Here is a 20639-nt window from a genome sequence, read left to right on the forward strand (position 1 = left end):
GAAGAGGAGGAGCCGCATTGTCCTATAGATGGTTGAAATGGCTCATTCTATGGATCCCTACCGTCGTCATCGGGTTATGGGAATATGTCCGCCACGCTTTTCTCCTGCCGTACGTTTCGATGGAATTAGGGAACTGGCTGGCCCCTATCTTCGTATTTCTGATTACGCTGACGCTCGTCCGCCGCTTATTCGCCAAGCTGGAGGCGATGCAGGATTCGCTGAAGCGGCAGCAGGTAGTGAAAGCCGCATTTGAAGAAAGAGAGCAGCTCGCCAGAGAACTGCATGACGGAATCTCGCAGTCGCTGTTTATGCTGTCGGTGAAGCTGGACAAGCTCGATCGCGCGCAGTCGGAAGCGGATGCCTCAAAAGCAATGGAGGGTGTGCGTCATACGGTCCGCCACGTCTACGAGGATGTCAGGCAATCGATATCCAATCTGCAAAACATGCCGCAGCCAACGGACTCCACATGGCTGCAAGGCATTCATCAGTTGGCCGCAGAGCTGGAGCAAGGTCAAGGCATTACCGTGAAGGTGGATTCCAAGCTCTATGACGGGCTTCTGACGAACAGGCAGAAGGTGGAGCTGCTGGCCATTCTCCGGGAAGCTCTGATGAATGTGCAAAAGCACGCGGGCGCTTCGGCTGTCAGCATCCAGGCTGAGCATCATGGCGCGCTTAATGTGCCTGTTCCGGCGTTCAGCTGCGTAATCGAGGATGACGGCAAGGGCGCGTTGGAAGAGGAACTTCAGGAGCTGGGCAAATACGGCATCCGAATGATGCGGGAGCGGGCGAAGGCAATGGGCTGGCGGCTTGATATAGGTCCGAGCGCACTTGGCGGCATTCGAATCGCAATTACGGGAGGAGGCGCAAAAGGATGAGCGGGCGACTGGGAAAAGTGAGAGTGTTGATCGTGGATGACCATCCCCATGGCAGGGAGGGCATTCGCGAAATTTTGTCGGGAGACGATCTGTTCGAAGCGGTGGGCGAGGCGTCCAGCGGGGAAGAGGCGATTGCGCTCGCCTCCGATCTGTTGCCTGATCTTGTGTTGATGGATATTCGGATGCCGGGCATGGGCGGGCTGGAGGCGACCTATAGGCTCAAGCTGCTGCTGCCCTCATTGAAGATCATTATGGTCACGGTATCCGACGACATTACCCATCTGTTCGAAGCGATCAAGCGGGGGGCGCAAGGCTATTTGCTCAAAAACCTCGACCCTTCCGCATGGCTGCAATATTTGCGCGAGATTGCGGTGGATGAGGCCCCTATGTCGAAGGAGCTGGCATTTCGTCTTCTCCAGGAATTCTCGGCCGGGGCTTCCGCCGGTACAGCGGGTACCGAAACTTCCGCATCTCAACTTAACAATGCATTCCCGCTTACCCCGTTATCCGGGCGGGAGCAGGAAGTGCTGCAGCGGGTGGCGACAGGCGCCTCCAACAAGGAGATAGCGGCTGTACTGAATTTATCGGAGCATACGGTCAAAAACCATCTGAAAAACATTTTGCAGAAGCTGCATCTGGAGAACCGGGTTCAACTAACCAGATATGCCATGGAGCAAGGCTTGCTTCGGGGGTAGTCCATTCCCTTAAGGATTTACATGTTATGGTTTTGGTTATAAAATCTGTATGAAGGACGACGACGGTCAAATAGGGGAAGGAGAGGATCGCATGGAAACGTTCGGGCGGGGTTGCCTGTACATCATTGTCGGGATCATCATACTCTTCGTGCTTGCGTTTATCTTTGGAGGCACGATTCGCATTCCTTGGTTTATTTTGATTCCGCTTGTCCTATTCGCCTTTTGGATTGCCTCGAAGAAAAGCAATAAATAAGGGTGCAGCTCTTAGGGCGCCGGACAATTGCATGAATACTTGGCAACATCGGTTGCATCAGACCCTGACTTTGAATATAATAAATAGTAATGTTTTGCATAGGAACAAGCGATGACGGAGAAAAGTACGCAGTGCCTTCGTACAGGGAGAGAACGCCGGAGATTGAGAGCGTTCTTGCGAAATCCAGGCTGCCGAAGTTCGCTCCTGAGCATGCGTCTGAACCGGACCGGTCTAAGCAGCCGCGCCCATAGTAGGAACGCACGGGTCCCGCCGTTACAGGGTCTAGAGGAATAGCGCGCCGTTCTGGCTGCGCCGTTCGAATTAGGGTGGTACCACGGTTCTTCCGTCCCTTCGGGGAGGAAGGGCCTTTTTTTATGGATTCCGGCAGCTATCAGCCGGGCGACACTATTAGGGGGCGATGAATGTGAAGGCAAGACTGGAGGAGCTGCGTGCTGAGGCGCTGCAGGAGCTGCAGGGCGTGGAGACGCCGGCGGCGCTGAATGACCTGAGGGTCAAATATTTGGGCAAAAAAGGCGCATTGACGGAAATATTGCGCGGCATGGGCGGATTAAGCGCAGAGGAACGCCCTGTTATTGGACAAGTGGCGAATGACGTGCGCTCAGCCATCGAGAGCGTCATTGAAGAGAAGGCTGCCGCATTTCAGGAAGCAGAGACGAACAACCGTCTGATGGCGGAGACGATCGATGTGACGCTTCCGGGCAAGCCGCTGCCTACAGGCTCGGTGCATCCGCTGAATAAGGTAGCACAAGAGATCGAGGATATCTTCATCGGCCTTGGTTATTCCGTTGCGGAAGGACCGGAAGTGGAGATGGACTATTACAACTTCGAAGCGCTTAATTTGCCCAAGAACCATCCTGCCCGCGATATGCAGGATTCCTTCTACATTACGGATGACATTCTAATGCGCACGCAGACATCCCCTGTACAGATTCGGGCGATGGAGGCGAAGGAAGGCATGACGCCTGTGAAGGTGATTTGCCCCGGCAAAGTATACCGCAGAGACGATGACGATGCGACGCATTCGTTCCAATTCAATCAAGTGGAAGGTCTTGTCGTTGGCAAAGGCGTACGGATGAGCGATCTGAAGGGCACGCTGCTGCAATTCGTCCAGCAGATGTTCGGCCCGCAGGTTCAAATCCGTCTGCGTCCCAGCTTCTTCCCGTTCACAGAGCCTAGCGCCGAGGTTGACGTGACTTGCGTGCAATGCGGCGGCCACGGCTGCCGGATGTGCAAAGGCACGGGCTGGCTGGAGATTCTGGGCTGCGGCATGGTTCACCCTTATGTTCTGGAGAAGGGCGGATATGATCCGGAGGAAGTGACAGGCTTTGCGTTCGGAATGGGCATTGAGCGTATCGCGCTGCTGAAATACGGCATTGACGATATTCGCCATTTCTACACCAACGATCTGCGATTCCTGGGCCAGTTCGCCAGAATGTGACGATAGAATAGAAGGGACGAGAGAAGATGAATGTATCCTATCAATGGTTGAATGAATATATCGAGCTTGACGGATTGACAGCGGAGGAGCTCGCGGAGCGTATGACGCGCGGCGGCATTGAGATCGATGTAGTGGAATCCCGCAACAAAGGCGTATCCGGCGTCGTAGTCGGGTATGTCAAATCGAAAGAAAAACATCCCGATGCCGACAAGCTGAATGTCTGTAAGGTGGATGTCGGTACAGGCGAAGAGCTGCAAATCGTATGCGGCGCCAAAAATGTGGATGCGGGACAAAAGGTTCCGGTAGCGGTGATCGGCGCCGTGCTGCCTGGCGACTTCAAGATCAAGCGTGCGAAGCTGCGCGGCGTTGAGTCGCAAGGCATGATCTGCTCCGCCAAGGAGCTGGGTTTGAATGACAAGCTTCTGCCGAAGGATCAGCAGGAGGGCATTCTTGTGCTGCCGGCGGCTACGGCGATTGGAACGCCAATCAGCGCGGTGCTGGGCATTGACGATGAGGTGCTTGAGCTGGATTTGACGCCGAACCGCTCCGATTGCCTAAGCATGCTTGGCGTAGCTTATGAAGTGGGCGCGCTGACCGGGCGCGAGGTGAAGCTGCCAAGCGGGTCCGTGCATGATGCTTCTCTGAAGACGGAAGGTCTTGTAAGTGTTGAAGTGACCGCAACGGAGCAATGTCCTCATTACTCCGCGCGCTATATTAAGGACGTGAAGATTGGCCCGTCTCCCCAATGGCTGCAAAATCGCCTGATGGCGGCAGGCATTCGTCCGATCAGCAACGTCGTTGACGTAACCAACTTCGTGATGCTGGAGTACGGCCAGCCGCTTCATGCTTTCGACGCTGATCGCGTACCGGGCGGCCGTATCGTGGTCCGCATGGCGAAAGACGGCGAGACGATGCTGACGCTGGACGATCAGGAGCGCCGTCTGGAGCCGCACATGCTGGTCATTACAGACGGCAACGAGCCGATTGCTCTTGCCGGTGTTATGGGCGGTGCGAACTCCGAAGTTACGGAGAGCACGGTCAATATTATTCTGGAATCCGCACGCTTCGATGGCGGCACCGTACGCAAGACGTCCCGCCAGCTTGGCCTTCGTTCGGAATCGAGCGTACGCTTCGAGAAGGAAGTGGATCCGTCACGCGTTATTCCTGCGCTTAACCGTGCTGCTGCGCTCATTGCCGAGCTGGCTGACGGTTTGGTGACCGATGGTATCGTGGAGTCCGTCTCCCAGCCTGTTGCGCCTACCAAAATATCCGTATCGCTGCAAAAGATTAACGGCTACCTGGGGACGGAGCTGTCGAGCCTGGAGGTTCGCACGATCTTCGGACGCCTTCAATTCCCTTATGAGGTGGGTGCCCAAGATGAATTCCATGTTGAAGTGCCTACGCGCCGCGCCGAAATTACGCGTGATGTAGACTTAATCGAAGAAGTAGCCCGTCTGCATGGCTATGATAATATTCCGACTACGCTTATTTATGGAGACGTTATTCAAGGCTCCCTGACGAAGCCGCAGGCGATCCGCCGCGAGCTGCGCAAGCGTCTGACGGATTCCGGCTTGCATGAGGTGATCAATTACTCCTTCACAAGCCCGGCAAGAACGGAGCTGTTCCCGTCGCTGACGGAGGAAGCGAAGCCCGTCCGCTTGGCGATGCCTATGAGCGAGGAGCGCAGTGTGCTTCGCACAGCGCTGCTAGCCCAGCTGGCAGAGACAGCCGTGTACAACCGCAATCGCAAAAACGAGTCTGCCGCGCTGTTCGAGATCGGCAGCGTCTTCCATACCGATGAAGAACAGCTGACCAGACTGCCGCAGGAGAAGCATCGCTTCGCGGCACTTCTTACGGGCAACCGGACGGCGTCTGCATGGAACAGCAAGGCTGTCGCTTATGACTTCTATGATGCGAAGGGCATCGTCGAGACGATCGTGGAAACCCTTGGCCTAACGGATAAGATCAGCTATGCTCCGGCGCAGCCAGCCCACTTCCATCCGGGCAGAACGGCTTCCATTACGCTTGAGACAGCGGCAGGCCCGGCCGTAATCGGCTATGTCGGCCAGTTGCATCCCGCGCTGCAAGTCGAGTGGGATCTGGCGGATACGTACTTGATCGAGCTTGGGCTTGATGTGCTTTATGAGGAAGCAAGCTTCGAGATCGAATACAAGACGCTGCCGAAGTATCCGGCGATTGAGCGGGATATCGCCGTTGTCGTGGATACGGAAGTAGCGGCGGGCAGCTTGACGGCGAAAGCCTGGAGCACGGCAGGAGAGCTGCTGGAGTCCGTTCGCGTGTTCGACGTCTATACGGGCGAGCGCCTCGGAGCAGGCAAGAAAAGCGTTGCGCTGTCGCTGGTTTACCGCCATGCGGAACGCACATTGACAGATGAAGAAGTGACTTCGCTGCATAGTCAGGTCGTCCAGAATTTGGAACAATCTTTTGGAGCAGAATTGCGTAAGTAGGCAGGAAACATCCAAAGCCGCATCGAATTAGTTCCTAGTGAACGTCGATGCGGCTTTTTATACCGGTAGAGGTGAATTCCGGACGTTTTTTAGAAGCAGGCGACGTGGCAACAATGTGATTTGGATGATAGGGGGATACGACTTCATGGATGGAGAACAAACTGTTGTAACCGTTGACATATATGGTATTCAATACAAAATTAAGGGTCACTCCAATATCGAATATATGAAAAGAGTAGCCAGTTCAATCGATGAGAACATGAAGAAGCTGGCGAAGACGAACCCTCGACTCGACATGCAGAAGCTCGCGGTATTAGTTGCAATGCAGACGACGGAGGACGTATTCCGGCTCCGGCGCGACAATGCTCGCTTGCAGGAGGAGGAAAGCCGCGCGATCGAGACTCGCCAGCAGCTGGAGTGGGAGAAGCATCGCAACGGGGAACTGGAAGCGACGCTGGAGAAAACGAAGCAAGCGAATGAAGAGCAGATCCGGGAGCTGAAAGCGGATGCCGATAAGCAGCTTGAAGAGCTGTTGGCCATGGCTGAGGAGCAGAAGCTGACAGCGCAGGCGTCGGCAGAAGAATCCATCAAAGCCGGTGAAGAGCGTGCGTTACGGTTGAAGCGAGAGCATGAGGAAGAGGTCGAGCGGATGAAGGAAGCGCTCGCGGTGGAGAAGAAAACCGAGCTGGTACAGCTGAAGGGCAGACTGGAGACAGAGCTAGCCAAGCTTGGCCAGGAAAAGGAGCGAGTAGTCGCAGAGCTGACCGGCGAACGCGACCGGCTGTTGGAAGCCGGCGACGCGGAGCGAGAAGCGCTGCTTGCGGCGCATAAGTCTGAGCAGGAGAAGCTGCGCGAGGAACTCCAGTCGGAGAACGCCAAGCTACTGGAAGAGTACCGGATCGAGAAGGAGCTGCTGCAAGAGGAGCTTCAGGCTTTGAAGGGGAGGCAGCTGGAAGAGCTTCAGGCCGAGAGAGCGAAGCTGGAGGCGGAGCATGAAGCTGCCAAACGGAAGCTGCAGGACGACTTGGAGAAGGACAAGCAGCAGCTCGCGGCGACCCAGCGGACGGAGAAGGACAAGCTTGCAGCAGGACATATGGCGGAGAAAGATGGACTTCTAGCTTTCCATCAGGCAGAGCTCTCGAAGCAGGAGCAAGCTGCGAAGGAAGAATTGGAGCGCCGCAGAAACGGCTGGCTGGAGGAGCGAAGCAGGCTGCAAGCTCAACTGGCCGAATTGCAGCAGAGCTTGGAAGCGGAGAAAGCGGCTTACGAGAATCGGATCGCGGTAGCGGACGAGCAGCTCTCGCAAGCGATGGAGCAAGAGGAAGCACTGCGGTCCAGCATGGCTCAGCTGGAGCAGGAGCAGCAGGCATACACCGAGCAATTGGACGAAGCGGCGGACCAAGCAAGCGAATTCGCGGAAGAACGCAAGCGGTGGGCTGCAAGCCAGGAAGAGCTGAAGCAGCAGCTGGCGAATGATTATCAAGCTCGCGCAGTTGAGCTTGAGCAGCAGTTGGACGCCCTTCGGAAGCGTCTCGTGGCGGCTGAGGAAGCAGAGCGGGCTTTGCAGGAGCAACTGGATCAATTGGGTTACAAAGAGCTGGAGCTTGCCGAACAGTTGGAGCAATATCGGGCTTCAGAGCAGGAATGGCAGGCAAGGCTTGCGGATAGCGAAGCGGCTGAGCGCGAGTGGCAAGCAAAATGGACACAGTGGCAGGCTGCCGAAGTCGAGCTTCAAAGCGAATTGGAAGCTAATCGAGGCGAGGCGCAGACGCTGGCATCCAAGCTGGAGCAGCAGCGGAAGGAAACCGAGGAGTTCGCCGCTATGCTGGAGCTGGAGCAGAACGAAGCGCAGGAACTGAAGTCCAAGCTGGAGCTGTCTCAGCAGGAAGCGCAGGAGCTGGCATCGAAGCTGGATTCGGCGGAGAAGGAGTCGCAGGAGTTAGTATCGAAGCTGGATTCGGCGGAGAAGGAGTCGCAGGAGCTAGTATCGAAGCTGGATTCGACGCAGAAGGAAGCGCAAGAGCTGGCATCGAAGCTGGATTCGGTGGAAAAGGAAGCACATGAACTAGCAGCGCAGCTAAAAGCGGAACAGGATGAATCGCAACTGCTTGCCGCCATGCTGGAAGAGCGGGAAGCTTCGGAAGGCAAGCTGAAGAGGCAGCTTGAGCTTCAACAGCAGGAACAGGATGAAATGAACGAGAAGCTGGAGACGCAGCATCAGGCCGTTATTCGCGAGCTGCAGGAGCAGATGGAGCTGCTTCAACTGGTCGAAGATGAATTATCTGCCAAGCTGTCTGAGAAGGAAAGCGCAGCTAGAGAGCTGTCAGCCAAGCTGTCCGAGAAGGAAAGCGCAGCCAGAGAGCTGGCTGCTAAGCTCGCGGAGAAGGAGAAGGCGGAAGCCGAGTTGTCCGCTAAGCTTGCCCGACAAGAGGAGCAAACGGAAGAACTGTCTGCCCGTGATGAGGAGCAGAAGAAGCAGGCAAGCGAGCTGACTGTGAAGCTCGGGGAGCGGGAGAGTGCAATCAGCGAGCTGTCGGCTAAGCTTCAGTCGCAGGAAGCGGCTTTGCAAGAGCAAGCTGTGAAGGCTGAGCGGCTGGAAGCTGCCGAGCAAGAGCTGTTGAAGCAGCTTGATCAACACAGACAAGACGAGGCATCGCTTAAAGCGAAGCTGGAAGCGGATCAGCTCTCAGCCCTGCAGAAGCTGCAGGTGAAGCTGGATGACCAGCTTGCCACAGAACAGGAGCTGCTTCAGCAGTTGGAGTTTACGGCAGCACGCGAGCGTATCGCCTCCAGCCAGCTGGAATCGTCGATTGAACAGCAGGAGCAACTGAGCCGTCAACTGGAGGAGCAGCAGGAGCGAATGGATGAACTCGAACGAGAAGTCAAACAAGCCAAACGCTTGAAAGAAGAGCTGGAGCTGAAGGAAGAGAGCTTGCGAGAGCAGATGGAGCTGGCCATTCGTGAGGCGGCTTCCGCATCAAGCAGCCAGGATCAGTGGGAGGATCAAATCGCCGATTTGCAGCTTGAGCGTGATGAAGCGGCGAGACAGACATCCCAGACTGCCAAGGAATATGAGGCGCTGAAGAATGAGCATCATAAGCTGAAGATTGAATACTCCAAGCTGCAGACGGAATTTAATGAATGGATCGAACTGATCGAGCAGAGCTAGCTATCGTAACCGGCTTTATCAAATTCCTAATGGACAAGGGCACACAGCCCTATGCAATCAAAAGCCTCCGGTTCCTCAGTTAATGAGGGCTCGGAGGCTTGTTGTATCTTCGTCCATTATCCGTAAGAATGTATCGTGCCGGTAGGGCCGCCGAATGACAGGCTGGCCAATCGTACGATATCCGGCGTGACGATTGCGGGGTCTTTGCCTGTGGCATGCATTTCCGTGCGAAGCGTGCCCGGGTTGTAGAGATTGACGAGAATGCCATGCTCATGCTCCTCGTCTGCTACCGTGCGGGTCAGCGATTCCAGTCCAGCTTTGGCTGCACTGTAGGCGACGAAGCCTCCCGCGCCGTTACGAGACAGGCTGGATGTAATATTAATGATACGACCATATTTTTGTTTCCTCATGGCAGGCAGCACAGCCTTGGTCAGCAGGAAGGGACCGGTTAAATTGGTGGCGATTTGATTTTGCCATTCTTCGGAGGTTAGCTCGAGTACGGAGCCCTGCTCCAGCACTGCGGCATTATTAAGCAGAACATCAATACGCTCCCAATGCTGCAGGACAGCGTTAACCGCTTTTTCCACCTGCTGCTCGTCAGTTACGTCGGCGCCAAGGACCAGCGCAGGTCTTCCGGTTCGCTCGGCCAGAGCCGAGGAGGTCTCTTCCAGCTTATCGATTCGTCTGCCCAGAAGCACGACTCTCGCCCCTGCGTCAGCGAAAGCAATTGCGGATGCCCGGCCAAGGCCGCTTCCAGCTCCGCTCACTAATGCGACACGTCCATCCAATACGCCCATTTGCATTCCTCCATTCGCGAGGTGTTGTGAACTTATCTTATCAGAGCAGGCTTGGCATTGGAAGGGCTCCTTCTCTACGGATGATTGGAAGCGGGGATTGGCGGTAATTGAGATTTGGATATAAAAAGAAGGCCGCGTATTCTGTTCACAAAACAGAATTCGGACCTTCCATGTATTCTATCTTATTCTACAATAAGCTTGGCTTTCATCAGGCCATGTCCGCTACCGCAAGGAACGTTGCAGATCATATCGTAGGTGCCTGGAGCGTCAAATTTAACAGCTACAGTCTTTTTGTTACCGATATTGTAATCGGTTTTTAGAATGCTCACGCCATGTACACCGCCAGCCGATTTGACGGTCAAATCGACAGTTTCGCCAGCTTTGATTCGGTATTCCTTTTGATCGAACTCATAGTTTTTCGCCGTAATCACGACTTCGGAATCGGAAGCTGAAGCTTCGTTGCCAGCGCCATTATTCGCCGAACCCGTCGTTTCTTTACTATTATCGGAGTTGGCGCCGCAAGCCGCAATAACGAGGGCGAGTGCGAGCATAGATGCGAATACAAGCCATTTTTTCATAATTAAGTTCCCCTTCCAACGCTTTTTCAGGTTTTGTTTTAATCAGATTCCCTTTCATTTTAACCTAAATGTTGGACGTATAAAGCCGCTGTCGTGACAACACTATGACAAAGTGATGAACTTGCGTTGAACAAAGTATGATTTCATGAAAAAAGCCCCTGCCTGCTTGGCGCAACAGGCGGGGCATGCATATGGTATAGCGGTTTGACTGTTTAATCGTTACGCCGTCTGCCAGCTTCATAAGGAGTGCTGACGGGAATGAACAGGTCGATAATCCCGATGACCAGCGCCGCCAGGATCGCTCCAAGCCAAGTTACAGTCACGCCTCCGACAACGAATTGAGCGATCCAGATGACCGCTGCGCTAGCTATGAAGCCAACGATGCCGCGTCCGAACGGTGTCACTTTTTTGCCGAATATGCCTTCAATGATCCAACCTAGAGCAGCGATAACCAGAGCCAGGAAGAATGCGCTCCAGAATCCGCCGACGCTGAATTGCGGCACGATAAAGCCGACCACCATCAAGACGAGCGCCGAGACGATAAAACGGACCACATGTCCAAGAAAGGTCATATCTAATTCCTCCTAATCAAATGTGTGTGGGAAGCTGGGATAGCCGATAATGGTTCTTGTGGGTTCAATCTTTAGTGTTGCCAAGGGTGCCGGGATTATGTATGGTACGAATTAATCTAAACCATCCTCTCCTCGTGCATCAGCATACAGCTTCGGCTATAATATAAGGGCGAGAGGAGTGTTAAAAGTTGGACGCCAAAATATTGATGACATTGGAATATCCAAAAATTATAAATAGATTGACGGCTCACGCCAGCACGTCGCTGGGGAAAGCAGTCACGGAGAGTCTGCAGCCTGTGACAGAGCTGGAAGACGTGAAGCTGCTGCTGCAAGCGACCGAAGAAGCCTATGCCGCAGACCGATTGAAGGGAAGCGCTCCCTTCGGGGGCGTGGCCGACATTAGCGCTCCGCTTCACCGAGCGCGTATTGGCGGCACGCTGAATCCGCAGGAGCTGCTGGACATTGCTTCCACTTCGCGCGGCGGACGCAGGGTGAAGAAGCATATCGAGATAATCGACGAGGAGCATCCCATCCCGATGCTGAAGGCGCTGTCGGAGGGAATCAGCGAGCACAAATCGTTGGAGGATGCTATATTCGCTTGCATTGACGAGCAGGCGGAAGTGCTGGACAGCGCCAGCTCCGAGCTTGGTGCGATTCGCCGGGAGCTGCGAACGGGGGAATCCCGCATCCGCGAGAAGCTGGAGGCGATGATCCGCTCCTCTTCTGTGCAGAAGATGCTGCAGGATGCCATTATTACGTTGCGCAACGACCGGTATGTCATTCCTGTGAAGCAGGAGTACCGCTCCAGCTTTGGCGGACTGGTCCATGATCAGTCTGGATCCGGCGCTACTTTGTTTATTGAACCGGAAGCGATTGTGGCGATGAATAACCGTCTTCGCGAGATGAAGGCGGCAGAGCAGCGCGAAATCGAGAAAATTCTCCAGAAGCTGACAGCGCATGCCGCGGAATATGTGGAGGACTTTCTCGTGAACCTCGATCTGCTGGGACAGCTTGACTTTGCTTTTGCGAAGGCGCGGCTCGCCCATGTGATGAAGGCGACACAGCCGCGCATGAATGACCGTGGCTTCCTGAAGCTGAAACGGGGCCGGCATCCGCTGATCGACCGGGACAAGGTCGTTCCGCTGGATGTAGAGCTGGGCAATCAGTTCACGGCTATTATCGTGACAGGGCCGAATACAGGAGGCAAGACCGTCTCGCTCAAGACGATCGGCTTGCTCAGCCTGATGGCGATGTCGGGGCTGTTCGTCCCGGCGGAGGATGGCAGCCAGCTATGCGTCTTCGATGCCATCTATGCCGATATCGGCGACGAGCAGAGCATTGAGCAGAGCCTCAGTACATTCTCCAGCCATCTGACCAATATTATTCGCATTCTGAACGCCATGACGTCGAAGAGCCTGGTGCTTCTTGACGAGCTTGGAGCGGGTACAGATCCGGCGGAGGGTTCTGCTCTTGCAATCGCCATATTGGAGCATATTCATGCGCTGGGAAGCCGTATTGTGGCGACCACTCATTACAGCGAGCTGAAGGCGTACGCTTACAACCGCAAGGGCGTTATTAACGCCAGTATGGAATTCGATATCGCCTCGCTTAGTCCGACTTATCGGCTGCTTGTCGGCGTCCCGGGTCGAAGCAATGCATTCGCAATTGCGGAGAGACTGGGGCTGCAGCGCCCCATCATCGACCATGCGCGCGGTGAGGTTAGCGAAGAGGATCTGCGGGTCGAAAATATGATTGCGTCGCTGGAAGAGAATCGGCTTAGCGCCGAATCGGAGCGTCAATCGGCGGAATCTCTGCGCTTGCAAATGGAGAAGCTGCGCGCCAAGCATGAAGAGGAGCGCCAGCGCTTCGAGGAGCAGAAAGAGAAGCTGCTTCTGAAAGCCAAGGAAGAAGCGCGGGAAGCTGTCGCCAAAGCGAAGCGGGAGGCAGAGGAGATCATTGCCGAGCTCCGCAAGCTGGCGATGGAGGAAGGCGCATCCGTCAAGGAGCATAAGCTCATTGAAGCGCGCCGCAAGCTGGACGAGGCGATGCCGGAGCAGCCAAGCGCGAAGCGCAAAGGCAATGCGGCGGGCAAGCCGCAAAAAATCGAAGCCGGCGATGAAGTTATGGTCTACAGCCTGAATCAGAAAGGTCTTGTGGTCGATATACATGGTACAGACGCTACCGTTCAGCTTGGCATCATGAAAATGAAGGTAGCTTTGAACGATATGGAGCTTGTGAAGACGAAGGCGCCGGAGAAGGCGGTTCAGCCGAAAGCAGCGGCTAGCCTGACGCGTACAAGAGACGATCATGTCCGCATGGAGCTGGATCTCAGAGGCGAGAATCTGGAAGAGGCTATTATGGAAGTAGACCGATTCCTCGATGAGTCCTTCCTTTCGGGCTTCGGTCAAGTGTATATTATTCATGGGAAGGGCACAGGCGTGCTTCGAACGGGCATCCAGCAATATTTGCGCAGGCACTCGCATGTGAAGAGCTTCCGCAACGGCAACTACGGCGAAGGCGGTATTGGCGTAACCGTTGCTGAATTGAATTAGGGGGGAACGTTCATGGGAACGGAGATCGATAAGCTGCTCGACAACCCGTATGCGGCGACGCTCGCCTTTGTATCGGTTACGGTTTTATCGCTTATCGTATTTTTATCTTGCTTTGAGCTGGTAACCAAATACAAGTGCTGGGGAGAGATCAAGAAGGGAAACATGGCAGTGGCCATGGCGACCGGAGGCAAAATCTTCGGTATTTGCAACATCTTCCGCTTCTCGATCGAATCCAATGATTCCATTTATCATTCCTTGCTGTGGGGCGCATTCGGCTTCATTATCTTGCTGGTCGCCTACTTCTTGTTTGAATTTTTGACGCCCGTATTCCGTATTGATGAGGAAATTCAGAAAGACAACCGGGCAGTCGGTTTTATCGCTATGATTATTTCCGTATCGCTTTCTTATGTCATCGGGGCGACGATTATCGTGTAGAGCTGGAGGCCTTAAGCATGAAATATTTGTGGGTGACGCTGCTGGTCGTGTCTATTCTGTTTTTTATTGTAGGTATTATTTATTGGATTAACATTTAGAGAGGATGTACCCCTATGCAAGAACAAGAAAGTCAGGTGTGCCAATGGTGCCTGTCGGAGATTATTTGGGATGAAGAGGTTGGCCCGGAGACGCATTGCCCGCATTGCGAAAACGAACTGAGCGCCTACCGCTCCGTGCAGGTCGGACTTGCGCGCGATGAAGAGCAAGGGAATAGCGAGGATGACAGCGACGAAGAGGATTGGCAGGACGAAGAGGACGAGCCAGATACAAGCTGGATGAACGATGAAAATGGATTCCGTGGGGGCAACCGCAGTATGCTGGCGGCCGAAGGCGTCATTCAGCGTATGATCGACGAGCAGCTTGAAGTGCCGGAATGTCCGGCATGCCGGGAGTATATGCTCGAGACAGGCACGCAAAAGGTAGGTGGAGAGGGATACAAGCCTTCGGAAAATGGGGCGATCGGTATTTCCGTATTGCCTAATCCGCATACGATCCACCTGTATGTCTGTCCATCATGCTATCACACAGCGTCCTTCTTAAGTCTGCGTGACCGAGAAGAGATGGTGAACCGACTGGAGGCCCATTCCTAGAACTGCTGCCAATATTGGACGGGCATGGGTGTACCGGCATCAGGGCATGTTACAAAACGAATGTCTAAGCACGGAAATGATCGTGTTCTGGAGGTGTCGTTTTGGCAAAAGCATTGGAGAAGCAAGCAATTCTGCTCCTTGTTGTACAAGCCCTGTACGGATTTTCAAGTGCATTATCCGGTACATTCGTTCCCGTCTATCTATGGAAGTCGAGCGGCTCGTATATGATCATCGGCTGGTTCACGTTCGCCCAATTCGCGCTGGGAGGCTTGACGTTCTGGCTTGCGGGCAAATGGGTGAAGGAGCATAACAAGATGCACAGCCTGCGGACGGGCATTGCCTTGTCCGGTATTTTTTATTGCGTCGTTCTGCTGCTCGGCAATGGAGCCAAGGATTGGGCTGTCCCGCTTGGCGTACTGAGCGGGGTTGCCATGGGCCTGTTCTGGCTTGCCTTTAATGTCGTATACTTCGAGGTAACAGATCCCGACACGCGCAACCGCTATAACGGCTGGGCGGGCCTTCTCGGTTCTGCGGCCGGTATTATAGCTCCGTGGGTATCGGGCTTGATCATTACGTCCATGCAAGGCGAGAAGGGTTACCGCATTATTTTCATGCTGTCGCTGGCTATATTCGGGCTGGGCGTTGTGCTCAGCTTCTGGCTTAAGAAGCGGCATGGGGAAGGCCAGTATGAATGGACGCTTGGCCTGAAGCAATTAATGGAGAAGGGAAATCCATGGCGGAGATTGTTTCCGGCGATTGCGGCGCAAGGAGTCAGGGAAGGCGTCTTTATGTTTCTTGTCGGTTTGACCGTCTATATCGCGACGCGTACCGAGAGCAAGCTGGGCCTCTATTCTCTTATCACGTCGCTGGTCGCGTTGTTTAGCTTCGGCCTGGCGGGCAGGTGGATGGGCAAGCTGCGGCTGACATGGTCGATGCTGGCAGGCGTGGTCATGATTGCCGCCGTTATATTGCCGTTGTTTTGGGAAGTGTCGTATTCTACTTTGTTGTTGTTCGGCATTGGTACTTCGCTTTTCCTTCCCTTCTATATGATCCCGATGACGACCAAAGTGTTCGATGTGATCGGCCGCAATCAAGAGAGCGCCGCTCACCGGGAAGAATTTATCGTGTTGCGGGAGATGGCGCTAACGTCAGGTCGATTGCTTGGGTTAACCGCATATTTGATCGTTATACCTCATTACCATTCGCCGAGGGCGATTACATGGCTTATGCTCGCAGTTGGTCTCGTGCCGATTGCCGGTTGGTGGTGGATGAGGCCTTTTTTGCAGCAGGGAGTAACTCGGCGGCGGACGGCCGCAGATCGAATAGGAAGATGAACGGAGGCAGGATGACTATTGGCTAAAGCAGTGTCTGATGTGACTCAATTGATCGGTCATACGCCGATTGTGCAATTAAACCGGATGGCCGAAGAAGGAAGCGCAGATGTGTGCGTGAAGCTGGAGCGCTTCAATCCAAGCGGCAGCGTCAAGGACCGAGCCGCTTTCTCGCTGATTCAGGCAGCGGAGCGGGAGGGCTTGATCAAGCCCGGTGATACGGTGATCGAGCCGACTAGCGGCAATACGGGGATTGGACTTGCGATGACCGCCGCCGCAAGAGGCTATAAGATGATCCTGATCATGCCGGACAATATGTCAGCGGAGCGAATCAAGCTGCTGCAGGCATACGGCGCGGAAGTCGTGCTGACTCCGGCAGCCGAACGGATGCCGGGCGCAATCCGTAAGGCGGAAGAGCTTCGTGCAGGCATTCCCGGCAGCTTCATTCCGAATCAATTCGAGAACAGGGCTAATCCGGATATTCACCGTACCACAACTGCACTGGAGATTATGGATCAATGCGAAGGGCGTCTGGATGCCTTCGTCGCAACTGCCGGTACCGGCGGTACGATAACAGGAACCGGAGAAACGCTGAAGGCGCTTGTCCCCGGTCTTTATGTAGCGGTCGTTGAGCCGATGGGCTCTCCCGTCTTGTCGGGTGGCCAGCCGGGTCCGCATAAGCTGGTAGGCACGAGCCCAGGCTTCGTGCCAGCCATTCTGAACACGTCCGTCTATGATGAAATCATTCAAGCTTCCGACGAGGATGCTTTACGCACGATGCGCGATCTTGCCCGCAAGGAAGGCATTCTGGTAGGACCGTCTTCCGGTGCTTCCGTATGGGCGGCCATGCAGATAGCGAAACGTCTTGGTAAGGGCAAGCGCGTTGTTTGTATTGCGCCTGATACAGGCGAGCGTTACTTAAGCATGGATGTGTTTTAATCCCTCTCTTTTATCCTCTTAGTTATCATTTTTTACCTCTCTATATGCATTTTGGCATTCGCTTCTGGGCAACCTTTTGGTTGTGAGGAAGTGAATGCCATGAAAGTAAAACCCTTCGGAATAATTCCGTCTATCGCCATATTGATTTTAACGGTCGGCCTGGTCAACCACGTGCTAATTGTCCCCATTCTGCTGAGCTATGCAAAGCGCGACGCCTGGATGGCTGTTATTTTCGCCTTTATCGTCATTTTGCCCTGGACAGCCATCCCTTTTTTCAACCTGCTCAAAAAACTCAATCACCAAAGGTTTGACAAGTGGCTAAAGGACCGTGTGCATCCTGTCATCGCATGGATCATTATCGGTTATTTTCTGCTGGTGCTGTTCCTGGTTGGCTCTGAAACCTTAATTGTCACATCGTCATGGACAGGAACGACTTATTTGCCCAATACGCCTACGTATGTCGTTGCAATGGTTTTTCTTGCTCTTTGTCTATACGCTGCTTGCATGGGCCTAAGAACGATTGCCTTTATGAGCTGTCTGCTTGTGCCTTTGGTCGTGTTGCTTGGCGATTTCGTCATGTCCACGAACATGCCTCATAAGGATTACCGTTATATGCTGCCGATGCTGGAATTCGGCTTTTCTCCTGTTGTGAGGGCTTCCATCAACTGCCTGACGGCATTCAGCGAGCTGTTTATGCTTTTGTTCATGCAGCATCACTTGAAGAAAAGCTATAAACGGTGGCATCTGGTGGTTCTCATCTTTTTCTTGGGTTTGCTGGCTATCGGTCCTTTGACTGGCGCTATAGCCGAGTTTGGTCCGATTGAAGCGGAGAAGATGCGTTATCCTGCATTCTCGCAGTGGAGGCTGGTGTCGATCGGCCGTTATTTCGAGCATGTCGATTTCTTTGCTATCTTTCAGTGGCTGTCCGGTGCTCTCATACGGGTGTCGCTGGCGATATACCTCATACTGGAGTTCAATCCGCTTAGCCGTTCGAGACATAAATGGATCGCTCCTGCTCTCCTTGCCGTTATGTTCGGTGGCATGGCTGCTTACTGGACGAACCACATGATCCAGTATCGGATGATCATCGGTTTTGGTTTCCAGTATTTCGGTGTTGTCACGATGAGTCTGATTATCGTGATTTATGCCATCAGCTTCCTGAAGAAAAGGCGGGTGAATCCATGAGCGGCAATATGCAGAATGAAGAACCGACAGGAGAAAACAGGCGGCATAAAAAACGGCTTACTTTGGAGGAATTCAGGGAGCGAATCAGGCCTTGCAATGATGTGATGGAGCAGACGGTGCATATCGGGGGAAGCCGGGAGCGTCTGGCCTATATTTATTATTGCGACGGGCTCATTGATAGCCAGATGTATCATCTGGGCCTGCTGCCGACGCTGGAGAAATGGAAGCAGGATAACGAAGCACCGCTGTCGCCGGAGAGCTCGGAGGAAAACCACCCCAGCCGGATTTTCGTTCCGCTTGACCCTGACGACCCGGATCACATCTATGCCCGCCTGTTCGCCGGAAGCGTAATCGTAGTCTTCTCGGACGAGGAAGGCTTCTATGAATGCAATATTGCCAATCAGCCTGCACGGACGCCAGAGGAATCTTCTATGGAACTGTCGCTTAAAGGGCCAAGGGACGGCTTTGTCGAGCAACTGTCGGTCAATATTGCGCTTGTGCGCAAGAGACTCCGCACCCCCAACTTGCATATTGAATATCACAAAGTCGGCACTGACACCCAGACAGAGATAGCGATCATGCATATGGAGGATCAAGCACCGCCTGGGCTCGTGGACGAGGTCAGACGGAGAATTCGGTCTCTGCATCTTCCGTCTGTGAACGGGGCGGGCGAGCTGGAGGAGCGGTTGTCCGACCGTCCGCTGGCGCTGTTTCCTTTGCTCGACTACGTAGGCAGGCCGGATTATGTCGTGCAATCCCTGATGAAGGGCCGATTCGCGATTCTGGTGGACGGCTCACCGGCTGCCTTGATCGGCCCGGGAAATCTCTTGCTGCTGATTAAATCTCCAGAAGACACCCATCTGCCGTATTACTATGTGTCGCTGGAGCGTCTCCTTAGAATTCTGGGCTTGCTGCTGTCTCTATTCCTGCCGGGCTTTTGGGTCGCATTGTCGTCCTACAATACGGATCAGGTGCCCTTTACGCTGCTGGCGACGGTGACGATCTCCCGCATCGGCTTGCCGCTATCGGCAACGATGGAGATGTTCCTGATGCTGACGCTGTTCGAGGTATTCCGCGAAGCCGGTGTCAGGTTGCCCCGTCCGGTCGGTCAGACCGTCTCCGTGGTCGGCGGTCTTATTATCGGAGATGCGGCCATCCGGGCAGGCATGACCTCGCCCACGATGCTAGTTGTGGCGGCGGTATCGGCTGTCTCCACGTTTACGCTGGTGAACCAGTCGCTCGCGGGCTCCGTCAGCCTGTTCAGGGTCGTGATTCTCATTTTATCGTCTATTCTGGGCATGTTCGGATTTTTTGTAGGCATGTTCGGACTGCTTCTGTATATGTGCTCGCTTGAATCGTTCGGACAGGCTTATATGCAGCCGATTGCGCCGCTCCACATCAAGGATGCCATTTCATCGCTGGTGCAGAAGCCGTGGAAGCTGAATTCTAACCGGAGGAAGCGATCATGATTGCCTGGAAGCTGAGGAGTTGGTCTGCATGGACACGTAGAATCTCGGCAATAGCGTTTGCGCTCGGATGTCTTCTGCTAACCGGCTGCTGGGACGAGGTAAATCTGCAGGATGTTAGCTATATATCGGGAATGGGCATTGATTACAAGGATGGCGAATACGTCATCTACACCCAGATGATTAATTTTGCAGCTGTAGCCAAGACAGAGTCTCCGCAGCAATCGCAGAAGATATGGATCGGTCAGGGCAAAGGAGATTCCGTGCTGCTCGCCTTCTACAATTTGAGCCGCGGCGGCTATACGACACTTAATCTGGAGCATCTCAAAACGATTGTCGTACATGAGCGGGCGCTCGGCAAAATAGCGGATGTGCTGGACGGGTTGAACCGTCAGCGCGCTTCGCGATATACATCGCTGCTCTACGGCACGAACGAGCCGATCGAAAATATTTTTACGACGCAAAACTTCTTTGACCAGTCGCCGCTAAACAGCATTCTGTACATGCCAGGACCGCATGATGTGCAGTACACGTTCACAAAACCGCTTAAGATGCAGAATGCCGTACAACAGCTTAGAGAGCCGTCTATGACAACGCTGCTGCCGGCTCTAAATACGACGGAGGCGTACTGGCGCCACGGCAGAAAAAAGATGAACACTCAGCTCATTGATGGCGTATTTGTCTTCAAAAACTTCAAGTATCAGGGCTATGCGCTGGAGAAGGACTTGCCCGGCGTCCGCTGGCTGGATGAATCATTCGACAAGGTGTTCGCGAAGGCAGGAGGCGGTGCTAACGAGGCAACGATTTCAGTGACGAAGTCATCCCATCGGTTCCGCATTGATTCGACGACTCCGGACAGGGCGGTTTTTCGCTTGAATGTGCAGCTGAAGGGGCATGTAGTGGAATTAGACGGGCAGATGTCCGAGCGCGAAATTGTGGATTCTATTGAAAAAAGAGTCAGAGACGAGATTGAGTCCACTTACCGCTTCTGCCTTAAGCGGGGGATGGACGTCTATCAACTCGAGCACTATCTGTACCGCTATCACCACAGCTACTGGAAGAAGCATGTCAAGGACAAGGACTGGGCACCGCAGCAGGATCAGCTTGTGGAAATCGAAGTGAAGCTGGATCTGACGGATTCGGGAAAATTCCAATTGAGAAGCGGCACATAAAATAAGGGAATTGGCTCATAATACGGAAGTCAGCATTTCAAGA

The 20639-nt window shown here is 54.0% G+C and carries 17 protein-coding genes and 1 other annotated feature; of the genes, 14 read left to right on the forward strand and 3 right to left on the reverse strand.

What is annotated here, in order from left to right; genetic code table 11:
* Positions 1-17: 17 nt before the first annotated feature.
* The 6 genes from AC0YNW_RS28255 to zapA all read left to right on the forward strand — a co-directional run bounded on the left by AC0YNW_RS28255 (position 18) and on the right by zapA (position 8919).
* The gene (locus AC0YNW_RS28255) at positions 18-875 is read left to right on the forward strand and encodes a sensor histidine kinase (protein WP_387476478.1); all 858 of its coding nucleotides are present in this window, start codon (positions 18-20) and stop codon (positions 873-875) included.
* Positions 872-1570 (forward strand): response regulator, encoded by a 699-nt coding sequence (locus tag AC0YNW_RS28260; RefSeq protein ID WP_475834722.1) that lies wholly within the window; start codon positions 872-874, stop codon positions 1568-1570. Before AC0YNW_RS28255 ends, AC0YNW_RS28260 begins: the two co-directional genes overlap by 4 nt.
* Positions 1571-1661: 91 nt before the next feature.
* Positions 1662-1823 carry a hypothetical protein gene (locus tag AC0YNW_RS28265; RefSeq protein ID WP_387476474.1) on the forward strand — a complete coding sequence of 54 codons (162 nt, stop codon included), beginning with the start codon at positions 1662-1664 and terminating at the stop codon, positions 1821-1823.
* A 102-nt stretch (positions 1824-1925) separates the two neighbouring features.
* Positions 1926-2177: a binding site (T-box leader), on the forward strand.
* A 70-nt stretch (positions 2178-2247) separates the two neighbouring features.
* Positions 2248-3282: a phenylalanine--tRNA ligase subunit alpha gene (gene pheS, locus AC0YNW_RS28270; protein ID WP_119798978.1), complete on the forward strand. Its 1035-nt coding sequence runs from the start codon at positions 2248-2250 to the stop codon at positions 3280-3282.
* A 26-nt stretch (positions 3283-3308) separates the two neighbouring features.
* Positions 3309-5750 carry a phenylalanine--tRNA ligase subunit beta gene (gene pheT, locus AC0YNW_RS28275; protein ID WP_475834723.1) on the forward strand — a complete coding sequence of 814 codons (2442 nt, stop codon included), beginning with the start codon at positions 3309-3311 and terminating at the stop codon, positions 5748-5750.
* Positions 5751-5895: 145 nt separating this feature from the next.
* Entirely contained in the window at positions 5896-8919 is a 3024-nt protein-coding gene (gene zapA, locus AC0YNW_RS28280; protein WP_475834724.1) for a cell division protein ZapA, read from the forward strand.
* 116 nt (positions 8920-9035) lie between these two features.
* Here the strand turns inward: zapA and AC0YNW_RS28285 are convergent, their stop codons facing one another.
* The 3 genes from AC0YNW_RS28285 to AC0YNW_RS28295 form a co-directional block, all read right to left on the reverse strand.
* On the reverse strand, positions 9036-9716 hold the full coding sequence (locus tag AC0YNW_RS28285) for an SDR family NAD(P)-dependent oxidoreductase (RefSeq protein ID WP_387476466.1): 681 nt from the start codon (positions 9714-9716) through the stop codon (positions 9036-9038).
* A 182-nt stretch (positions 9717-9898) separates the two neighbouring features.
* Entirely contained in the window at positions 9899-10294 is a 396-nt protein-coding gene (locus AC0YNW_RS28290) for a cupredoxin domain-containing protein (RefSeq protein WP_475834725.1), read from the reverse strand.
* 212 nt (positions 10295-10506) lie between these two features.
* Positions 10507-10866, reverse strand: a complete 360-nt coding sequence (locus AC0YNW_RS28295; protein WP_475834726.1) for a phage holin family protein — start codon at positions 10864-10866, stop codon at positions 10507-10509.
* 188 nt (positions 10867-11054) lie between these two features.
* Here AC0YNW_RS28295 and AC0YNW_RS28300 point away from each other — a divergent pair, with 188 nt between their 5' ends.
* From AC0YNW_RS28300 to AC0YNW_RS28335, 8 genes are all read left to right on the forward strand, one after another.
* Positions 11055-13418 carry an endonuclease MutS2 gene (locus AC0YNW_RS28300; RefSeq protein WP_475834727.1) on the forward strand — a complete coding sequence of 788 codons (2364 nt, stop codon included), beginning with the start codon at positions 11055-11057 and terminating at the stop codon, positions 13416-13418.
* Positions 13419-13430: 12 nt separating this feature from the next.
* On the forward strand, positions 13431-13853 hold the full coding sequence (locus tag AC0YNW_RS28305) for a DUF350 domain-containing protein (protein ID WP_119798728.1): 423 nt from the start codon (positions 13431-13433) through the stop codon (positions 13851-13853).
* 113 nt (positions 13854-13966) lie between these two features.
* Complete coding sequence (locus AC0YNW_RS28310) at positions 13967-14503, forward strand: hypothetical protein (protein WP_475834728.1); 537 nt, start codon at positions 13967-13969, stop codon at positions 14501-14503.
* A gap of 101 nt (positions 14504-14604) precedes the next feature.
* A complete protein-coding gene (locus tag AC0YNW_RS28315) occupies positions 14605-15837 on the forward strand; it encodes an MFS transporter (RefSeq protein ID WP_387476456.1) in 1233 nt (410 codons plus the stop codon).
* 18 nt (positions 15838-15855) lie between these two features.
* Complete coding sequence (gene cysK / locus AC0YNW_RS28320) at positions 15856-16773, forward strand: cysteine synthase A (protein WP_387476454.1); 918 nt, start codon at positions 15856-15858, stop codon at positions 16771-16773.
* A 99-nt stretch (positions 16774-16872) separates the two neighbouring features.
* On the forward strand, positions 16873-17958 hold the full coding sequence (locus AC0YNW_RS28325; protein ID WP_475834729.1) for a GerAB/ArcD/ProY family transporter: 1086 nt from the start codon (positions 16873-16875) through the stop codon (positions 17956-17958).
* Positions 17955-19427 (forward strand): spore germination protein, encoded by a 1473-nt coding sequence (locus AC0YNW_RS28330; protein ID WP_475834730.1) that lies wholly within the window; start codon positions 17955-17957, stop codon positions 19425-19427. The genes AC0YNW_RS28325 and AC0YNW_RS28330 overlap by 4 nt, the downstream gene beginning before the upstream one ends.
* Positions 19424-20596 (forward strand): Ger(x)C family spore germination protein, encoded by a 1173-nt coding sequence (locus AC0YNW_RS28335; RefSeq protein ID WP_475834731.1) that lies wholly within the window; start codon positions 19424-19426, stop codon positions 20594-20596. The genes AC0YNW_RS28330 and AC0YNW_RS28335 overlap by 4 nt, the downstream gene beginning before the upstream one ends.
* Positions 20597-20639 lie beyond the last annotated feature (43 nt).

Source organism: Paenibacillus sp. J31R120 (assembly GCF_056269225.1).

What these genes read in the sequence shown, in the direction of transcription:
- AC0YNW_RS28310 (WP_475834728.1), top strand. Translation starts at nt 13,967, where the DNA reads ATGCAAGAACAAGAAAGTCAGGTGTGCCAATGGTGCCTGTCGGAGATT.
- AC0YNW_RS28265 (WP_387476474.1), top strand. Translation starts at nt 1,662, where the DNA reads ATGGAAACGTTCGGGCGGGGTTGCCTGTACATCATTGTCGGGATCATC.
- AC0YNW_RS28285 (WP_387476466.1), bottom strand. Translation starts at nt 9,716, where the DNA reads ATGGGCGTATTGGATGGACGTGTCGCATTAGTGAGCGGAGCTGGAAGC.
- zapA (WP_475834724.1), top strand. Translation starts at nt 5,896, where the DNA reads ATGGATGGAGAACAAACTGTTGTAACCGTTGACATATATGGTATTCAA.
- AC0YNW_RS28290 (WP_475834725.1), bottom strand. Translation starts at nt 10,294, where the DNA reads ATGAAAAAATGGCTTGTATTCGCATCTATGCTCGCACTCGCCCTCGTT.
- AC0YNW_RS28260 (WP_475834722.1), top strand. Translation starts at nt 872, where the DNA reads ATGAGCGGGCGACTGGGAAAAGTGAGAGTGTTGATCGTGGATGACCAT.
- AC0YNW_RS28325 (WP_475834729.1), top strand. Translation starts at nt 16,873, where the DNA reads ATGAAAGTAAAACCCTTCGGAATAATTCCGTCTATCGCCATATTGATT.
- AC0YNW_RS28305 (WP_119798728.1), top strand. Translation starts at nt 13,431, where the DNA reads ATGGGAACGGAGATCGATAAGCTGCTCGACAACCCGTATGCGGCGACG.
- AC0YNW_RS28335 (WP_475834731.1), top strand. Translation starts at nt 19,424, where the DNA reads ATGATTGCCTGGAAGCTGAGGAGTTGGTCTGCATGGACACGTAGAATC.
- pheT (WP_475834723.1), top strand. Translation starts at nt 3,309, where the DNA reads ATGAATGTATCCTATCAATGGTTGAATGAATATATCGAGCTTGACGGA.
- AC0YNW_RS28330 (WP_475834730.1), top strand. Translation starts at nt 17,955, where the DNA reads ATGAGCGGCAATATGCAGAATGAAGAACCGACAGGAGAAAACAGGCGG.
- AC0YNW_RS28295 (WP_475834726.1), bottom strand. Translation starts at nt 10,866, where the DNA reads ATGACCTTTCTTGGACATGTGGTCCGTTTTATCGTCTCGGCGCTCGTC.